This is a genomic window from Nocardia sp. JCM 34519.1, assembly GCF_020361265.1.
GTDB classification, from domain to species: domain Bacteria; phylum Actinomycetota; class Actinomycetes; order Mycobacteriales; family Mycobacteriaceae; genus Nocardia; species Nocardia arthritidis_A.
Genome location: NZ_JAIRBR010000040.1, coordinates 14,543 through 29,466 on the forward strand (window position 1 = coordinate 14,543; position 14,924 = coordinate 29,466).

A 14,924-nucleotide genomic window follows, 5' to 3' on the forward strand; every position below is an offset into this window, starting at 1 on the left:
TGGAGTGCACTCCAGGTGACTAGCGTCGTCAGAGGTACGACGAGGAGGGCGAGGGCGATGACTGCGGTGGCACCCCGGAGCGCGGATACCGAATGGGATCGGCCGCGGTATTCGATCGGCGAGGTATCGGAGCGATCCGGGCTCAGCCGCGACACCTTGCGCTGGTACGAGCGGATCGGCCTGATGGGCTATATCGGGCGCGACCATGCGGGCAAGCGCCGCTTCAGCGACCGCGACCTCAACTGGCTGGAGCTGATCGGACGGCTGCGCACCACGGGTATGTCGGTGGCCGACATGGTCCACTACGCCGAATTGGTCCGCGAGGGTGAGCACACCTCGCCCGAGCGGCTGGCGATGTTCCGCAACACCCGCTCGGAGGTTCTCGCCAAAATCGCCGAACTGCAACAGACCCTGGCCGTGCTGGATTACAAGATCTCGGTGTACGAGGGCAAGACCAGCGGTGGCCGGACGGTCGCGGAGATAACGCAGCACTGCTGAAAGGACGCGGGATATGACCGCAAAACTGCCGACCACGAAACTCGGTGCGAGCGGCATCGATGTGGGTGTGCAGGGACTCGGCTGCATGGGCATGAGCGACGCGTACGGCACGGCCGCCGATCCGGCCGTCGCGCGCGAAACCCTGGACAAGGCTTTGGAACTCGGTGTCACGCTCTTCGATACGGCCGATGGCTACGGAATGGGCCGCAACGAGGAACTGCTGAGCGATTTCGTGCGGGCCAACCGCGAGCAGGTGGTGCTGGCCACCAAATTCGGGATCGTGCGCAAGGCCGACGATCCGAGCTATTTCGGAATCGACAACTCCCCCGGCTACATTCGCACGGCCATCGAGGCCAGCCTGCGCCGCCTCGGCATCGACACCATCGATCTGTACTACATGCACCGCCGGGATCCGCAGGCGCCCATCGAGGAAACCGTCGGCACGCTGGCGGAACTCGTGCGGCAGGGCAAGATTCGGGCCATCGGGTTATCCGAGGTGACCGGACCCGAACTGCGCGCGGCACATTCGGTGCATCCGATCGCGGCGGTGCAGTCGGAGTGGTCGCTGTTCGCCCGGGATGTGGAGAACGCCGTCGTGCCGACGGCCGCCGAACTCGGTGTGGCATTCGTACCGTATTCCCCGCTCGGCCGCGGGTTCCTCAGCGGATCATTCACCACCGCAAGCGAATTGGGTGAGGATGACTTCCGGCGGCAGTTCCCCCGGCTCAGCGGCGACAATGCGGCACACAACCATCAGTTGTTGGAGCCGCTGCGCGTCATCGCGGCGGACCGGGGCCGCACCCCCGCGCAGATCGCGCTGGCTTGGGTGCACGCCCAGGCGAAAGTCCATGCGCTGCCGGTAATTCCGATCCCGGGAACGCAGCGGGCCGCGCGCGTGGTGGAAAACGTCGCCGCGGCGACGATCGAACTCACCGACGCCGAGCTGGCGACACTGGAACCGATCGCGGGCAAGGTGGCCGGAAACCGTTCCTGGAATATGAATTTCATCTCCGCCGGTCGCGAATAGCGGTCAAGACCAGATCGGGCCCGCACACTGCCTCGGAGCGTGCGGGCCCGATCCCTTTCAGCGTTTGGCGTGCCCGCCGAGGGAGGCGGTGATCACCGCGGGCGGGGTCCAACTCGCCAGCATGTTCGCGCGCTCCTGCGGGGTCAGATGATGCCTGGCCCACATCCGTCGCGCACTGCGACGGCACGCGGTGACGAGCTCGGGCGCGGGGCGGTAGCGGAATGCCATGACTTTTCTCCTTCTCGAACTTGCCATTCTCGACCGGATTCGTTGGGCCGCGCGAGCTTTCGACGATGATCTCTACGAGTTCCATATACCGTCGTAAAAGCCGGTTCCGGCTGGGATCGGCGCCGCCGCCGGAGCGCGACTCGCACGAAAAAGGTAGACTTGTCAACCATGAAGTCCTGAGCGCTGTGCTGGCGCTCGCCGAGATAACCACGACATTGCCCGATGAATTCGATATCGACCGTGAGTACGCTTTCGCCAGGAAGCATCTCAGCGAAGACCAGATCTCGGCCGTCATTTGGGTGGCCACCACGATCGGCGCATTCAACCGCGTATCGATCCTCAGCAAACACCCGGTAAAGGCACGGAAGGAACGTACAGCCATGACCGATCCGGCGACGCAGACCAAGGTCGCGAACAATGGCGCGGCGAGCCGATACGAGATCCGCTACAACGGCGAACCGGCCGGCTTCGCCGAATACGACGAGCGCGACGACGAAACGATATTCGTGCACACCGTCATCGACGACGCCTTCTCCGGTAAGGGCCTGGGCAAAATCCTGGCAAAGGAGGCGATCGAGGATGCCATCGCCCGTGGGCGGGCCATCCGGCCGCTGTGCCCGTTCATCCGGACATACCTGGAAAAGCATCCGGAATACGATGCGCACGTCATCGGTAAGGGGATTGAGCGATGAGTGATCTGGAGGCCGATCCCCCGGTCGCGGTATGCGAACCGACGGCCGGGCCCGGCCCCGTCGCCGAACTCTATCCGGCCCGCGAGGTCCCACTCGGCGGCGTACGCGGCGTCTTCGTGGAACGCGTACTGCCGCAACGGGATCTGCCGACCGTCGGCGCATGGTGCTTCCTCGACCACTTCGGCTCGCCGACGGTGACCAAGACCGGGGCGCCGCCGGATATCGATCCGCATCCGCATATCGGCCTGCAGACGGTGACCTGGCCGTTCGAAGGCCGGATCCGGCACCGGGATTCGGTGGGTTCGGATGTCCACATCGAACCCGGCCAACTGAACCTGATGACCTCCGGCCGCGGTATCGCGCATTCGGAATACGCCGACGCGAGCGCACCCGCCGGACACGGCCTGCAGTTGTGGATCACGTTGCCGGGCAGTGCAACCCGGATCGAGCCGCATTTCGAACAGCATCGTGAGCTGCCGGTGTACACCGCACCCGGCATCCGTGCCGTCGTGCTCATCGGAACGTTCGCCGGACTGACCTCACCCGCCATCGCCTACACCCCGATCGTCGGCGCCGACGTGCGGCTCGAGCCCGGCGCGGATGTGCGGATTCCACTCGAAACCGGTTATGAGCACGCCCTTTTCGTGATCGACGGCCAATTGGACGCGGCAGGTACCGAATTGACTCCCGGCCCGCTGCTCTATCTCGGCACCGGCCGCGACGAACTACGGCTCACCAGCGGCGCGGGCGCGCATTTCGCGCTGATCGGCGGCGAACCGTTCGGCGAGGAGTTGGTGATGTGGTGGAACTTCGTCGGGCGCAGTCACGAGGAGATCGTCGAGGCCCGAAACGATTGGGAGAACCGCGATATCGCCCGCTTCGCCGATATCGCGGGCCACCCGCCGGACCAGCGCATCCCCGCCCCGCCCCTACCTGGCCTGCACCTGAAACCGCGCAAGCGCCGAATCGGATCAACCCACGACTGACACACCGATCCGGCTCCGCGCCACAGCTGACCCAGCAATCCGAATTACGGTGCCGCGGTGAAGAATTCGTAGCTGTGCCCGTCCGGCGCGCCGACATAGACACCGCGGCCGCCCGCCAACTGGTTGATCGTGCGATCCCAACCGTGCTCCGGCCCCGAACCGTAGTCGACGGCGGGCCACTTCGACAGCCGGAACAGCAACCCGTCGAAGGTCTCGTCGTCGACGAGGAAGCCGAAGTGCCCCGGCCGGACCGGTCCTCGATCGTCGAAATCGAAGGTCAGCTGATCGTTCACCGCCACCGGCACGAACGGTCCGGTCGCCGTGCCGACCGGCACATCCAGTAACTCCGCGAAAAACGTTGCGGCAGCCTGCTTATCCGATGCGGGCACGATCGTGTGGTTCAGGACGATGGGCATGTCAACCTCCAAACTATGTGCGATACGCATACAAATATACATGCGGATCGCATACATTACACTGATGTCGTGTCACCGAGACCCACCGAAACCCACCCCGACGGCGGCCCCGCGCTCTTCCGCCTGGTCCGGTTCTGGTCGCGCCGCTGGGTCAATCGGACCGCGGCGGACCTGACCGGCGAAATGCGCGAAGCCCTGCACGTCCAAGTCGTGGAGGCGATCGCGGCGGCCGGTGCGGGCACCACCACCATCACCGGCGTCGCCCACCAACTCGGGCTCGACCATTCCGGCGCCAGCCGGATGGTTCGCGACGCCGTAGCCGCCGGATATGTCGCGCGCGCGCCGTCCGAATCCGACCGCCGCAGTGCCGTTTTGCGGCTCACCGCGCGCGGGCGGCGGCTGCTCGCCGATGCGCACGAGTGGCAGCGCACGGTTTTCGACGAGCTCACCGCGGACTGGAGCGAAACGGATCGGCGCAGGTTCGCCGATTACCTGCAACGGATCAGCAATCAGATGCGCGCCTGAGCGGCACGAAAGCTGCGGCACCGCAGCGGATCCCAACCGGCGTGCGGCAATTGGGCCTTCCACAAAAGATCACGAAACGGTATCGTCGGCGGGCAAACCGGACAATCGGGGGCGACGGAAGTAGCACGATGAGAATTTCGAAATTCACCGCGACGGCCCTACTCGCCATTGCCGCAATGGGATTCACCAGCGGCGCGGCCCACGCGGACCCGGCACAGGCTCAGGTCAACCCCGCCGATCCACTCGCATTACGCGGCTCCTTCCACGAAATCGCCTACCAGGTAACGCCTTCCACGGATCGTCGAGCCACGGTGGCCGCGGTGCAGAACGGCCGGTTCGCGGTGGCGCACGACGGCAAGATCGTGACGTTGACCGACGAGTCGGGCAATGTGGTCGCCGCCATCCCGATGGCCGTGCACCTGTCCGGCCACCGCGTCGGCCTGCTCCCGACCGTCGACGAGACCGGCAGCACGCTCACCATCACCCCGGTGAACGAGGCCGAGGCGCCGGTGCGCGACGTCGACGCGCAGGAACGGCTGATGGGCGAGGTCCAGCAGGCCATGCCAACCATCCTGGCCGGCGCGGGTATCGGCGCCGCCATCGGATTTCTGCTCGGCTTCCCGCTCGGCCTCTTCATCGTCGACGTGATCACCGTACCGATCACCACGGTCGCCGGCGCGGCCATCGGCGCGGCGATCGGCCTCGCGGTCGGCGGCGGTCAGCCCGCCGTCGACGCGGCACTCGCCTACTTCGACGCCCAGCCCTGATCCACCGCCGCGAGCGTTTGGGTTCCGATGACGCGCAGCAGATTCAGCTTCTCCGCGGCATCGGTGCCCGGACGCGGCAGGTAAACCAGCACGCGCTGATCGGCATTGGGCGTCAACAGGCTCTCGCAGATGGTGTCGATCAGCCCGACCTCCGGGTGCAGAATGCGCTTTTCATCCGAAATACGCACCGCCACTTCATGTTCGTTCCACAACTCAGCGAATTCCGAACTGACCGAGCGCAATACCTTGATGTATTCGATGACATCCGGGTCACCGGAGCGGCGGGCCGCGGTGGCGCGTAGATCCGCGACATGCTTGCGGCCCAAGCGATCCCAGTCCTCCTCCGGGAAAATCGCCTTGGACTCCGGATCGGTGAACCAGCGGTAGGCGTAGTACCGCTCCCAACCGCGCCGATTGCCGTGATCACCGACCAGCAGAGTATGCATCCGGTTCTGCACCAGCACCTCGCCGAGATCGGAGATCACCGTCGCCGCGGTGTCGTCCAACTTCGCCAGCACATGCATGATGCCAGGGCCGACATGTCTGCTCGCTCGGCTGCGCGCCGTCACACCGTGCCCGACGAGGTGATAGAGGTGGTCGCGCTCGTCGCTGCTGAAGCGCAGCGCCCTGGCCAGCGCGTCCAGCACCTGCACCGACGGACGCGGCCCACGCGCCTGCTCCAGCCGGGTGTAGTAATCCGTGGACATCCCCGCGAGCAGCGCCACCTCGTCGCGGCGCAATCCCGGGGTACGGCGGCGTACGCCCGGCGGCAATCCGACCTCGGCCGGGGTCAGCTGCTCGCGGCGTCTGCGCAGGAAATCGGCCAATTCGGAGCGGTCCATGACACCACTTTCCCGCACCGCCGTCCGGTAAGCCAGGGATCGGCGATCCCCCGATAGACAATCTCTCCCGGCGGCGTTATCCGTGGTTCAGGCTTGAGCCATGACATCGAAGATCCCCACAGTTCAGCTCGGCAGCACCGGCCCGCGGGTGGGCCGCATCGGACTCGGCGCCATGGGCATGTCCGGCATATACGGCGCGACCGACGACGCCGAATCCATCGCCACCGTGCACGCCGCCATCGATTCGGGCGCCAATCTGGTCGACACCGGCGATTTCTACGGCATGGGCCACAACGAGATGTTGATCGGTCGGGCCATCGCCGAACGGCCGCGCGAGGATGTGGTGCTGAGCGTCAAATTCGGCGCGATGCGCGGACCGGATTCCGCGTTCGTCGGCGTCGACGGTCGGCCCGCCGCCGTCCGCAACTTCTTGGCTTACTCGCTGCAGCGGCTCGGCGTCGACCACATCGATGTCTACCGGCTGGCCCGGCTGGATCCGGCGGTCCCGATCGAGGACACCGTCGGCGCCATCGCCGAACTCATCGAACAGGGCTATGTCCGGCATATCGGGCTCTCCGAGGTGAGCGCCGAAACGGTGCGCCGGGCCGCCGCGGTACATCCCATCGTCGATCTGCAGATCGAATATTCGCTGATATCCCGCGGCATCGAGGCCGAAATCCTGCCTGTGTGCCGGGAACTCGGCATCGGCATCACCGCGTACGGCGTGCTCTCGCGCGGCCTGCTCAGCGATTCGGTGCGCGCGGGCACCACCTTCGCGCCCACCGATTTCCGTGCGCACAGCCCGCGGTTCCAGGGCGAAAACCTCAACCAGAACCTGAAATTGGTCGAGGCGCTCGCCGAAATCGCACGCGCCAAGGGTGTTTCGGTCGCTCAGCTGGCCATCGCCTGGGTGCTGACGCGCGGCGCGGATATCGTCCCGGTGATCGGCGCCCGCCGTCGCGACCGCTGGTCCGAAACCGTTGCCGCACTGGATGTTCAGTTGTCCGCCGACGAACTCGCCGCGATCGAAGCGGCCATCCCGGCCGACCAGGTGGCGGGTGAACGCTATGCCACCGCGCAAATGGCGATGCTCGACAGCGAACGCTGACGTGCGTGATTGACGAAAATCGGTGACGGCAGGTCGGAAATCGAACCGACGAGGCTCCCGAATGAAAGTCAAGAAAAAGGGCCGCTACGGATTTTTATACTCCGCGGCGGCCCTTTTCGAGTTTCACCTACGGATCACCGGCGGCGCGGCCGAGCCGTTCCGCCGACGATGCGGAAATCGCCTGCAGGACACGACGTTCCACGGCGGCGCGTAATACCCGCAACCTCCGTCTGAACCCCATCTCCATAGCCATCATCCGCAACCTCTCGTCACTTTCCGGTCAACCGACGGTAGCAACAACCGCCGACATGCGAAACCGAATTACCCACTCGGGCGGCTGTCAAACGCCGCTGTTGGCCCGTACGACGGCGTAAATGATCACGAGAATGAAGCCGATCACATCGACGACCGCACCCGCGATGACCCATTTCTTGGTCCGCTCGGAAGCCTCCTGCGCACCATGGAAATCACCCATATTCCACTTGGATTTCACCTGGTTGGCGTTCACGATCGACGCGATACCGAGCCCGAGACCGAGCAAACCGCAGCACAGCACGCCCATGATGGTGACCGCGATCGCCCACCCGAGGTAATTCTGCGGCGGCTCCCCCTGATAGGGCTGGTATCCCCCGGGCTGCCCATACCCCGGCTGATATCCCCCCGGCTGCTGCCCATATCCGGGCTGATAACCCCCCGGTTGTCCACCACTGTTCGGATACGGATCGTTCGGCCACCCCGGCGTCTGCCCGTACGTCATTTATCCACTCCTTTTCAGGGGGATTTACCAACCCTCCCCCACGTGAGCAATCTAACCGCCCGATCTCCCCGAGTCGAATCGGTCAACCCGCCCCGACGGCGATCAGAACCACTTGCACGATTATCTGGATCAGCAACGAGCCGGTCCCGAGCAAATTGTAGAAGATCGTCACGCCACCGATATCCCACTCGTAGGCATTCGGAATCTCATCCCCATCCGCCCGAAAAGGAATGACGCCCTTGGCAAATCCCTACGGCCGGTCGAAGACGTCGTCTCGAAGCAGATCCCCATCACGTGAAACGGCCCCCGCACCTTTCCGGTGCGGGGGCCGAATCTTGTTGCTACGCAACGACTACCGGTAGTCGCTGAAACCGTAGTCGTCGAGCGGGACCGCGGCGCCGGTGGTCTGGCCGAAGCTGTCCGGGCTGTAGTAGGTGTCGTCGTAGGACGGCACCGCGTACGCCTGGGCACGGGCCTCCTCGGTCGGCTGCACCTGGATGTTCCGGTAGCGGTTGATACCGGTACCGGCCGGGATGAGCTTACCGATGATGACGTTCTCCTTCAGGCCGATGAGCTTGTCGGAGCGGCAGTTGATCGCCGCGTCCGTCAGCACCCGGGTGGTCTCCTGGAAGGAGGCCGCCGACAGCCACGAGTCGGTGGCCAGCGACGCCTTGGTGATACCCATCAGCACCGGACGACCCGACGCGGGCTCGCCGCCCTCGGCGACAACCCTGCGGTTGGACGCCTCGAACTCGGCGCGCTCGGTCAGCGAGCCGGGCAGGAACTCCGTCGCACCCGAATCGATGATCGTGACGCGTCGCAGCATCTGCCGGACGATGACCTCGATGTGCTTGTCGTGGATGGACACACCCTGCGACCGGTAGACCTCCTGGACCTCGTGGACCAGGTGGACCTGCACCTGACGCGGGCCCATCACGCGCAGCACCTCGTGCGGATCCGCCGCGCCCTCCAGCAGCTGCTGGCCGACCTCGACGTGGTCGCCGTCGGCGAGCAGGCGCTCGGAGCCGTCGTCGTGCTTGAACACGCGCAACCGCTGACGCTTCGAGAGCTTGTCGTACACAACCTCTTCGCCACCGTCATCCGGGATGATGGTGATCTTGTAGAAGCGGTCGTCGTCCTCCAGCCGCACGCGACCGGAGACCTCGGCGATCGGCGCCTTGCCCTTCGGCACGCGGGCCTCGAACAGCTCCTGAACACGCGGCAGACCACCGGTGATGTCGTCACCCGCGACACCACCCTGGTGGAAGGTACGCATGGTCAGCTGGGTACCGGGCTCACCGATGGACTGCGCGGCGACGATACCGACGGCCTCGCCGATATCGACCAGCTTGCCGGTCGCCATCGAGCGGCCGTAGCAGACCGCGCAGACACCGGTACCGGTGGTGCAGGTCAGCACGGAGCGGACCTTCACCTCGGTGATGCCCGCATCCAGCAGCGCCTCGATGGCCGGGTCGCCGAGATCGTGACCCTTGGCCACGATGACATTGCCCGCCGCATCGACCGCATCCGCCGCCAGGGTGCGCGCGTAGGTGGAGGTTTCCACATGCGCGTCCCGGATGAGCGAACCATCGGCCTGCTTCTCCGCGATCGGCACGATGATGCCGCGCTCGGTGCCGCAGTCGGTCTCGCGCACGATGACGTCCTGCGAGACGTCCACCAGACGACGGGTCAGGTAACCCGAGTCGGCGGTACGCAGCGCGGTGTCGGCCAGACCCTTACGAGCGCCGTGGGTGTTGATGAAGTACTCCAGAACCGTCAGGCCCTCGCGGAACGAGGACTTGATCGGCCGCGGGATGAACTCACCCTTCGGGTTCGTCACCAGGCCCTTCATACCGGCGAGGGTACGGGTCTGGGTGAAGTTACCGGTCGCGCCCGAGTCGACGATCGTGATGATCGGGTTGTCCGGCGGGTAGTGCGCACGCAGCGCCTTACCGACCTCTTCGGTCGCCTCCTGCCAGATCTTGACCAGGGCGTTGTTGCGCTCCTGGTGGTCGAGAGCACCGCGCTGGTACTTCTTCTCGATCTGGTCGGACTGCGCCTCGTAGCGCTCCATGATCTCCGCCTTCTCCGGCGGCACCAGGACGTCCGACATGGAAACCGTGACACCCGAACGCGTTGCCCAGTAGAAGCCCGCGTCCTTCAGCTTGTCGACGGTCTGCGCGACCACGATCATCGGGTACCGCTCGGCGAGATCGTTGATGATCGTCGCCTGCCGCTTCTTCGGCATCGGCTCGTTGATGAACGCGTAGTCCGTCGGCAGCAGCTCGTTGAACAGCACCCGGCCCAGCGTGGTTTCGATATTCCAGGCGTCGCCGCGCTGCCAGCCCTCGGGGAAGAGCTCCGCCTCGATCTCCTTCGGCGGACGCTGAGTCGTCAAGCGCACCTTGATCTTCGAGCGCACGGTGAGCTCGCCGCGGTCCACCGCCATCTGCGCCTCGGCCGGCGAGGAGTACACGCCGAACTCCGGCTCGTCCTTCGTGGCGGGCCGGTACTCACCCTTCGCGCCCTCTTCGAGGCGGGTCAGGTAGTACAGACCGGTCACCATGTCCAGACGCGGCATGGCCAGCGGGCGGCCCGACGCGGGCGACAGGATGTTGTTCGAGGACAGCATCAGGATGCGGGCCTCGGCCTGCGCCTCCGCGGACAGCGGCAGGTGCACGGCCATCTGGTCACCGTCGAAGTCGGCGTTGAACGCCTCACAGACCAGCGGGTGCAGCTGGATGGCCTTACCCTCGACCAGTTGCGGCTCGAAGGCCTGAATACCGAGGCGGTGCAGGGTGGGCGCACGGTTCAGCAGCACCGGGTGTTCGGCGATGACCTCTTCGAGGACGTCCCACACCTGCGGCCGCTGCCGCTCGACCATCCGCTTGGCGGACTTGATGTTCTGCGCGTGGTTCAGATCCACCAGGCGCTTCATCACGAACGGCTTGAACAGCTCCAGCGCCATCAGCTTCGGCAGACCGCACTGGTGCAGCTTCAGCTGCGGACCGACGACAATGACCGAACGGCCCGAGTAGTCGACGCGCTTACCGAGCAGGTTCTGGCGGAACCGGCCCTGCTTACCCTTGAGCAGATCCGACAGCGACTTGAGCGGACGGTTGCCCGGCCCGGTGACCGGACGGCCGCGGCGGCCGTTGTCGAACAGCGCGTCGACGGACTCCTGCAGCATCCGCTTCTCGTTGTTGACGATGATCTCGGGCGCACCGAGATCGATCAGTCGCTTGAGGCGGTTGTTGCGGTTGATGACGCGGCGGTACAGGTCGTTCAGGTCGGAGGTGGCGAAGCGGCCACCGTCGAGCTGAACCATCGGGCGCAGCTCCGGCGGGATCACCGGAACGGCGTCGAGCACCATGCCCATCGGCGAGTTGCCGTTGGTCTGGAAGGCCGCGACGACCTTGAGCCGCTTGAGCGCGCGCAGCTTCTTCTGGCCCTTACCGGTGCGAATGGTTTCGCGCAGGTTCTCGGCCTCGGCGTCGATGTCGAAGTTCTCCATCAGCTTCTGGATGGACTCCGCACCCATGGCGCCGGTGAAGTACTCGCCGTAGCGGTCGATGAGCTCGCGGTAGAGCACCTCGTCCACGATCAGCTGCTTGGGGGCCAGCTTGGTGAAGGTGTTCCAGATCTCCTCCAACCGGTCCAGCTCGCGCTGGGCCCGGTCGCGGAGCTGGCGCATCTCCCGCTCGCCGCCGTCCTTGACCTTGCGGCGGACGTCGGACTTGGCGCCCTCCTGCTCGAGCTCGGCCAGATCGGCTTCCAGCTTCTGGGCACGGGCCTCGAGGTCGGCGTCGCGCTGATCGGCGACGGCCTTCTTCTCGACCTCCATCTCCGCCTCGAGGGTGGAGAGTTCGTTGTGCCGCAGCTCCTCGTCGACGGCCACGATGACGTAGGCGGCGAAGTAGATGATCTTTTCCAGATCCTTCGGCGCCAGGTCGAGCAGGTAGCCGAGCCGCGACGGCACGCCCTTGAAGTACCAGATGTGAGTGACCGGCGCGGCCAGCTCGATGTGGCCCATCCGCTCACGCCGCACCTTGGCGCGGGTCACCTCGACGCCGCAGCGCTCGCAGATGATGCCCTTGAAGCGGACGCGCTTGTACTTACCGCAGTAGCACTCCCAGTCGCGAGTAGGACCGAAGATCTTCTCGCAGAACAGGCCGTCCTTCTCCGGCTTGAGTGTGCGGTAGTTGATGGTCTCCGGCTTCTTGACCTCACCGTAGGACCACTGGCGGATATCTTCTGCGGTGGCCAGGCCGATCCGGAGTTCATCGAAGAAGTTGACGTCTAGCACGTAACTTCCTTTCCCCTGTTCGGGTCGAATTCGAGCAAAAGTTCACTAGTGGGTCGAGCGCGGAGGCCGGATGTCGTTGGCGGACAACAACATCCGGCCGACCGCCTAGTTCGCCAAATCGTCGACGGTTGCGGCTTCGTTGCGGGAGAGGTTGATGCCGAGGTTGGCTGCCGCGCGTTCGAGGTCTTCGTCTTCGCCTTCGCGTAGTTCGATGGCGGCGCCGTCGGAGGAGAGTACTTCGACGTTGAGGCACAGTGATTGCAGCTCTTTGAGCAGGACCTTGAACGATTCGGGGATGCCGGGTTCGGGGATGTTCTCGCCCTTGACGATGGCTTCGTAGACCTTGACCCGTCCGACGACGTCGTCGGATTTGATGGTGAGCAACTCTTGCAGGGTGTAGGCGGCGCCGTAGGCCTGCATGGCCCAGCACTCCATTTCCCCGAACCGTTGGCCACCGAACTGGGCCTTACCACCGAGCGGCTGCTGGGTGATCATCGAGTAGGGGCCGGTGGAGCGGGCGTGGATCTTGTCGTCGACCAGGTGGTGCAGTTTCAGGATGTACATGTAGCCCACGGCGACCGGGTACGGGAACGGTTCCCCCGAACGCCCGTCGAACAGTTGGGCTTTGCCGTTGGCGTCGACCATGCGTTCCCCGTCCCGGTTGGGCAGGGTCGACCCCAACAGGCCGGTGAGTTCTTCCTCGCGGGCGCCGTCGAACACCGGGGTCGCGATATTCGAGTCGGCGGGGGCGGCGAGCATTTCCTCGGGCAGGGCTTTGGCCCAGTCGGGGCGGGTGCCGTCGGCGCCCGCGCCGACGTCCCAGCCGGCTTTGCCGATCCACCCGAGGTGGGTTTCCAGGATCTGGCCGATGTTCATCCGTCGCGGCACACCGTGGGTGTTCAAAATAATGTCGACCGGGGTGCCGTCGGGCAGGAACGGCATGTCCTCGGTGGGCAGGATCTTGCCGATGACGCCCTTGTTGCCGTGGCGGCCGGCGAGTTTGTCACCGTCCTGGATCTTGCGTTTCTGGGCCACGTACACGCGCACCAACTCGTTGACGCCCGGCGGCAGGTCGTCGTCGTCATCGCGGGAGAACACCCGGATCCCGATGACCTTGCCGGACTCGCCGTGGGGCACCTTCAGCGAGGTGTCGCGGACTTCGCGGGCCTTCTCCCCGAAAATCGCCCGCAACAGCCGTTCCTCCGGGGTGAGTTCGGTTTCGCCCTTCGGGGTGACCTTCCCGACCAGGATGTCGCCGTCGCGGACCTCCGCACCGATCCGCACGATCCCTCGCTCATCCAAATCGGCGAGGACTTCGTCGGAGACGTTGGGGATGTCGCGGGTGATTTCCTCGGCACCGAGTTTGGTGTCGCGGGCGTCGATCTCGTGTTCCTCGATATGAATCGAGGTCAACACATCCTCTTCCACCAAACGCTGCGAGAGGATGATGGCGTCTTCGTAGTTGTGGCCCTCCCACGGCATGATCGCCACCAGCAGGTTCTTACCGAGAGCCATTTCACCGTTCTCGGTGCACGGCCCATCCGCCAAAACCTGCCCGGCCTCGACGCGTTGGCCCTCGTCCACGATCGGACGCTGGTTCGAACACGTGCCCTGGTTGGAGCGGTTGAACTTCCGCATCCGATACGACTTGCGGGTGCCGTCATCGGCCATCACCGTGACATAGTCGGCCGAAACCTCCTCCACCACACCGGACTTCTCGTTCACCACCACATCACCGGCGTCGACCGCGGCCCGCAACTCCATGCCGGTACCCACCAACGGGGCCTCCGACCGAATCAACGGCACCGCCTGACGCTGCATATTCGCACCCATCAGCGCACGGTTCGCATCATCATGCTCGAGGAACGGAATCATCGCCGTCGCCACCGACACCATCTGACGCGGCGAGACGTCCATGTAATCCACCTCGGCGGCGGAGACGAACTCGACCTCTTCACCGGCGCGGCGCACCAGGACGCGGTCCTCGATGAACCGGCCTTCGGCGTCGACGGGCGAGTTGGCCTGCGCCCGGATGTGGCGATCCTCTTCGTCGGCGGTCAGGTACACGACCTCGTCGGTCACCCGGCCATCGACGACCTTGCGGTACGGGGTCTCGATGAAGCCGAACGGGTTGACCCGCGCGTACACCGACAGCGAACCGATCAGGCCGATGTTCGGGCCTTCCGGGGTCTCGATCGGGCACATGCGGCCGTAGTGCGAGGGGTGCACGTCGCGGACCTCGAGGCCGGCGCGCTCACGGGACAGACCGCCCGGGCCCAGCGCCGACAGGCGGCGCTTGTGGGTCAGACCCGAGAGCGGGTTGTTCTGGTCCATGAACTGCGACAGCTGGGAGGTTCCGAAGAACTCCTTGATCGCGGCGACCACCGGGCGGATGTTGATCAGGGTCTGCGGCGTGATCGCCTCGACGTCCTGAGTCGTCATCCGCTCGCGAACCACGCGCTCCATGCGGGACAGGCCCACCCGGATCTGGTTCTGGATGAGCTCGCCGACGGTGCGCAGGCGACGGTTGCCGAAGTGGTCGATATCGTCGATCTCGACCGGAACCTCGACGCCGCCCGGCGCGGTCATCACCCGGTCACCGGTGTGCAGGCGCACCAGGTACTCGATGGTGTTGACGATGTCTTCCTTCGTCAGCACCGAGCCGGTGACCTGCTCGCCCATGTGGATGCCGAGCTTCTTGTTGATCTTGTAGCGGCCGACGCGGGCCAGGTCGTAACGCTTCTCCTTGAAGAACAGGTTCTCCAACAGCGT

Annotated in this window: 14 protein-coding genes; 8 read left to right on the forward strand and 6 right to left on the reverse strand. The window is 65.2% G+C overall.

Annotation, left to right across the window (positions count from 1 at the left end; all coding sequences use genetic code 11):
- Window positions 1-57: 57 nt before the first annotated feature.
- Entirely contained in the window at window positions 58-498 is a 441-nt protein-coding gene (locus LGY53_RS42855) for a MerR family transcriptional regulator (protein ID WP_225732412.1), read from the forward strand.
- 13 nt (window positions 499-511) lie between these two features.
- Window positions 512-1,525 (forward strand): aldo/keto reductase, encoded by a 1,014-nt coding sequence (locus tag LGY53_RS42860; protein WP_225732413.1) that lies wholly within the window; start codon window positions 512-514, stop codon window positions 1,523-1,525.
- A gap of 57 nt (window positions 1,526-1,582) precedes the next feature.
- Here the strand turns inward: LGY53_RS42860 and LGY53_RS42865 are convergent, their stop codons facing one another.
- Entirely contained in the window at window positions 1,583-1,753 is a 171-nt protein-coding gene (locus tag LGY53_RS42865) for a hypothetical protein (RefSeq protein WP_374111325.1), read from the reverse strand.
- A 65-nt stretch (window positions 1,754-1,818) separates the two neighbouring features.
- Between LGY53_RS42865 and LGY53_RS42870 the strand changes: the two genes are divergently transcribed.
- Both LGY53_RS42870 and LGY53_RS42875 read left to right on the forward strand, forming a co-directional pair.
- On the forward strand, window positions 1,819-2,445 hold the full coding sequence (locus LGY53_RS42870) for a GNAT family N-acetyltransferase (RefSeq protein WP_225732415.1): 627 nt from the start codon (window positions 1,819-1,821) through the stop codon (window positions 2,443-2,445).
- Window positions 2,442-3,431 carry a pirin family protein gene (locus tag LGY53_RS42875; RefSeq protein WP_225732416.1) on the forward strand — a complete coding sequence of 330 codons (990 nt, stop codon included), beginning with the start codon at window positions 2,442-2,444 and terminating at the stop codon, window positions 3,429-3,431. Before LGY53_RS42870 ends, LGY53_RS42875 begins: the two co-directional genes overlap by 4 nt.
- A 44-nt stretch (window positions 3,432-3,475) precedes the next feature.
- On the opposite strand, the gene LGY53_RS42880 is transcribed toward LGY53_RS42875, so the two are convergent.
- On the reverse strand, window positions 3,476-3,847 hold the full coding sequence (locus LGY53_RS42880; RefSeq protein WP_225732417.1) for a VOC family protein: 372 nt from the start codon (window positions 3,845-3,847) through the stop codon (window positions 3,476-3,478).
- Window positions 3,848-3,916: 69 nt separating this feature from the next.
- Here LGY53_RS42880 and LGY53_RS42885 point away from each other — a divergent pair, with 69 nt between their 5' ends.
- Both LGY53_RS42885 and LGY53_RS42890 read left to right on the forward strand, forming a co-directional pair.
- Window positions 3,917-4,372 carry a MarR family winged helix-turn-helix transcriptional regulator gene (locus LGY53_RS42885; RefSeq protein ID WP_225732418.1) on the forward strand — a complete coding sequence of 152 codons (456 nt, stop codon included), beginning with the start codon at window positions 3,917-3,919 and terminating at the stop codon, window positions 4,370-4,372.
- Window positions 4,373-4,500: 128 nt separating this feature from the next.
- Window positions 4,501-5,139: a hypothetical protein gene (locus LGY53_RS42890; RefSeq protein ID WP_225732419.1), complete on the forward strand. Its 639-nt coding sequence runs from the start codon at window positions 4,501-4,503 to the stop codon at window positions 5,137-5,139.
- Here the strand turns inward: LGY53_RS42890 and LGY53_RS42895 are convergent.
- Window positions 5,118-5,981 carry a helix-turn-helix transcriptional regulator gene (locus LGY53_RS42895; protein ID WP_225732420.1) on the reverse strand — a complete coding sequence of 288 codons (864 nt, stop codon included), beginning with the start codon at window positions 5,979-5,981 and terminating at the stop codon, window positions 5,118-5,120. The genes LGY53_RS42890 and LGY53_RS42895 overlap by 22 nt on opposite strands.
- 100 nt (window positions 5,982-6,081) lie before the next feature.
- Between LGY53_RS42895 and LGY53_RS42900 the strand changes: the two genes are divergently transcribed.
- Together LGY53_RS42900 and LGY53_RS42905 are read left to right on the forward strand one after the other, a co-directional pair.
- Window positions 6,082-7,089 carry an aldo/keto reductase gene (locus tag LGY53_RS42900; protein ID WP_225732421.1) on the forward strand — a complete coding sequence of 336 codons (1,008 nt, stop codon included), beginning with the start codon at window positions 6,082-6,084 and terminating at the stop codon, window positions 7,087-7,089.
- Between the two features lie 61 nt (window positions 7,090-7,150).
- A complete protein-coding gene (locus LGY53_RS42905) occupies window positions 7,151-7,303 on the forward strand; it encodes a hypothetical protein (protein WP_225732422.1) in 153 nt (50 codons plus the stop codon).
- Between the two features lie 126 nt (window positions 7,304-7,429).
- On the opposite strand, the gene LGY53_RS42910 is transcribed toward LGY53_RS42905, so the two are convergent.
- The 3 genes from LGY53_RS42910 to LGY53_RS42920 all read right to left on the reverse strand — a co-directional run.
- Entirely contained in the window at window positions 7,430-7,846 is a 417-nt protein-coding gene (locus LGY53_RS42910) for a CD225/dispanin family protein (protein WP_225732423.1), read from the reverse strand.
- A 352-nt stretch (window positions 7,847-8,198) separates the two neighbouring features.
- Window positions 8,199-12,152: a DNA-directed RNA polymerase subunit beta' gene (locus tag LGY53_RS42915; protein WP_167478150.1), complete on the reverse strand. Its 3,954-nt coding sequence runs from the start codon at window positions 12,150-12,152 to the stop codon at window positions 8,199-8,201.
- A gap of 105 nt (window positions 12,153-12,257) precedes the next feature.
- A partial coding sequence (locus LGY53_RS42920) for a DNA-directed RNA polymerase subunit beta (RefSeq protein WP_225732424.1) occupies window positions 12,258-14,924 on the reverse strand: 2,667 nt, incomplete at its 5' end.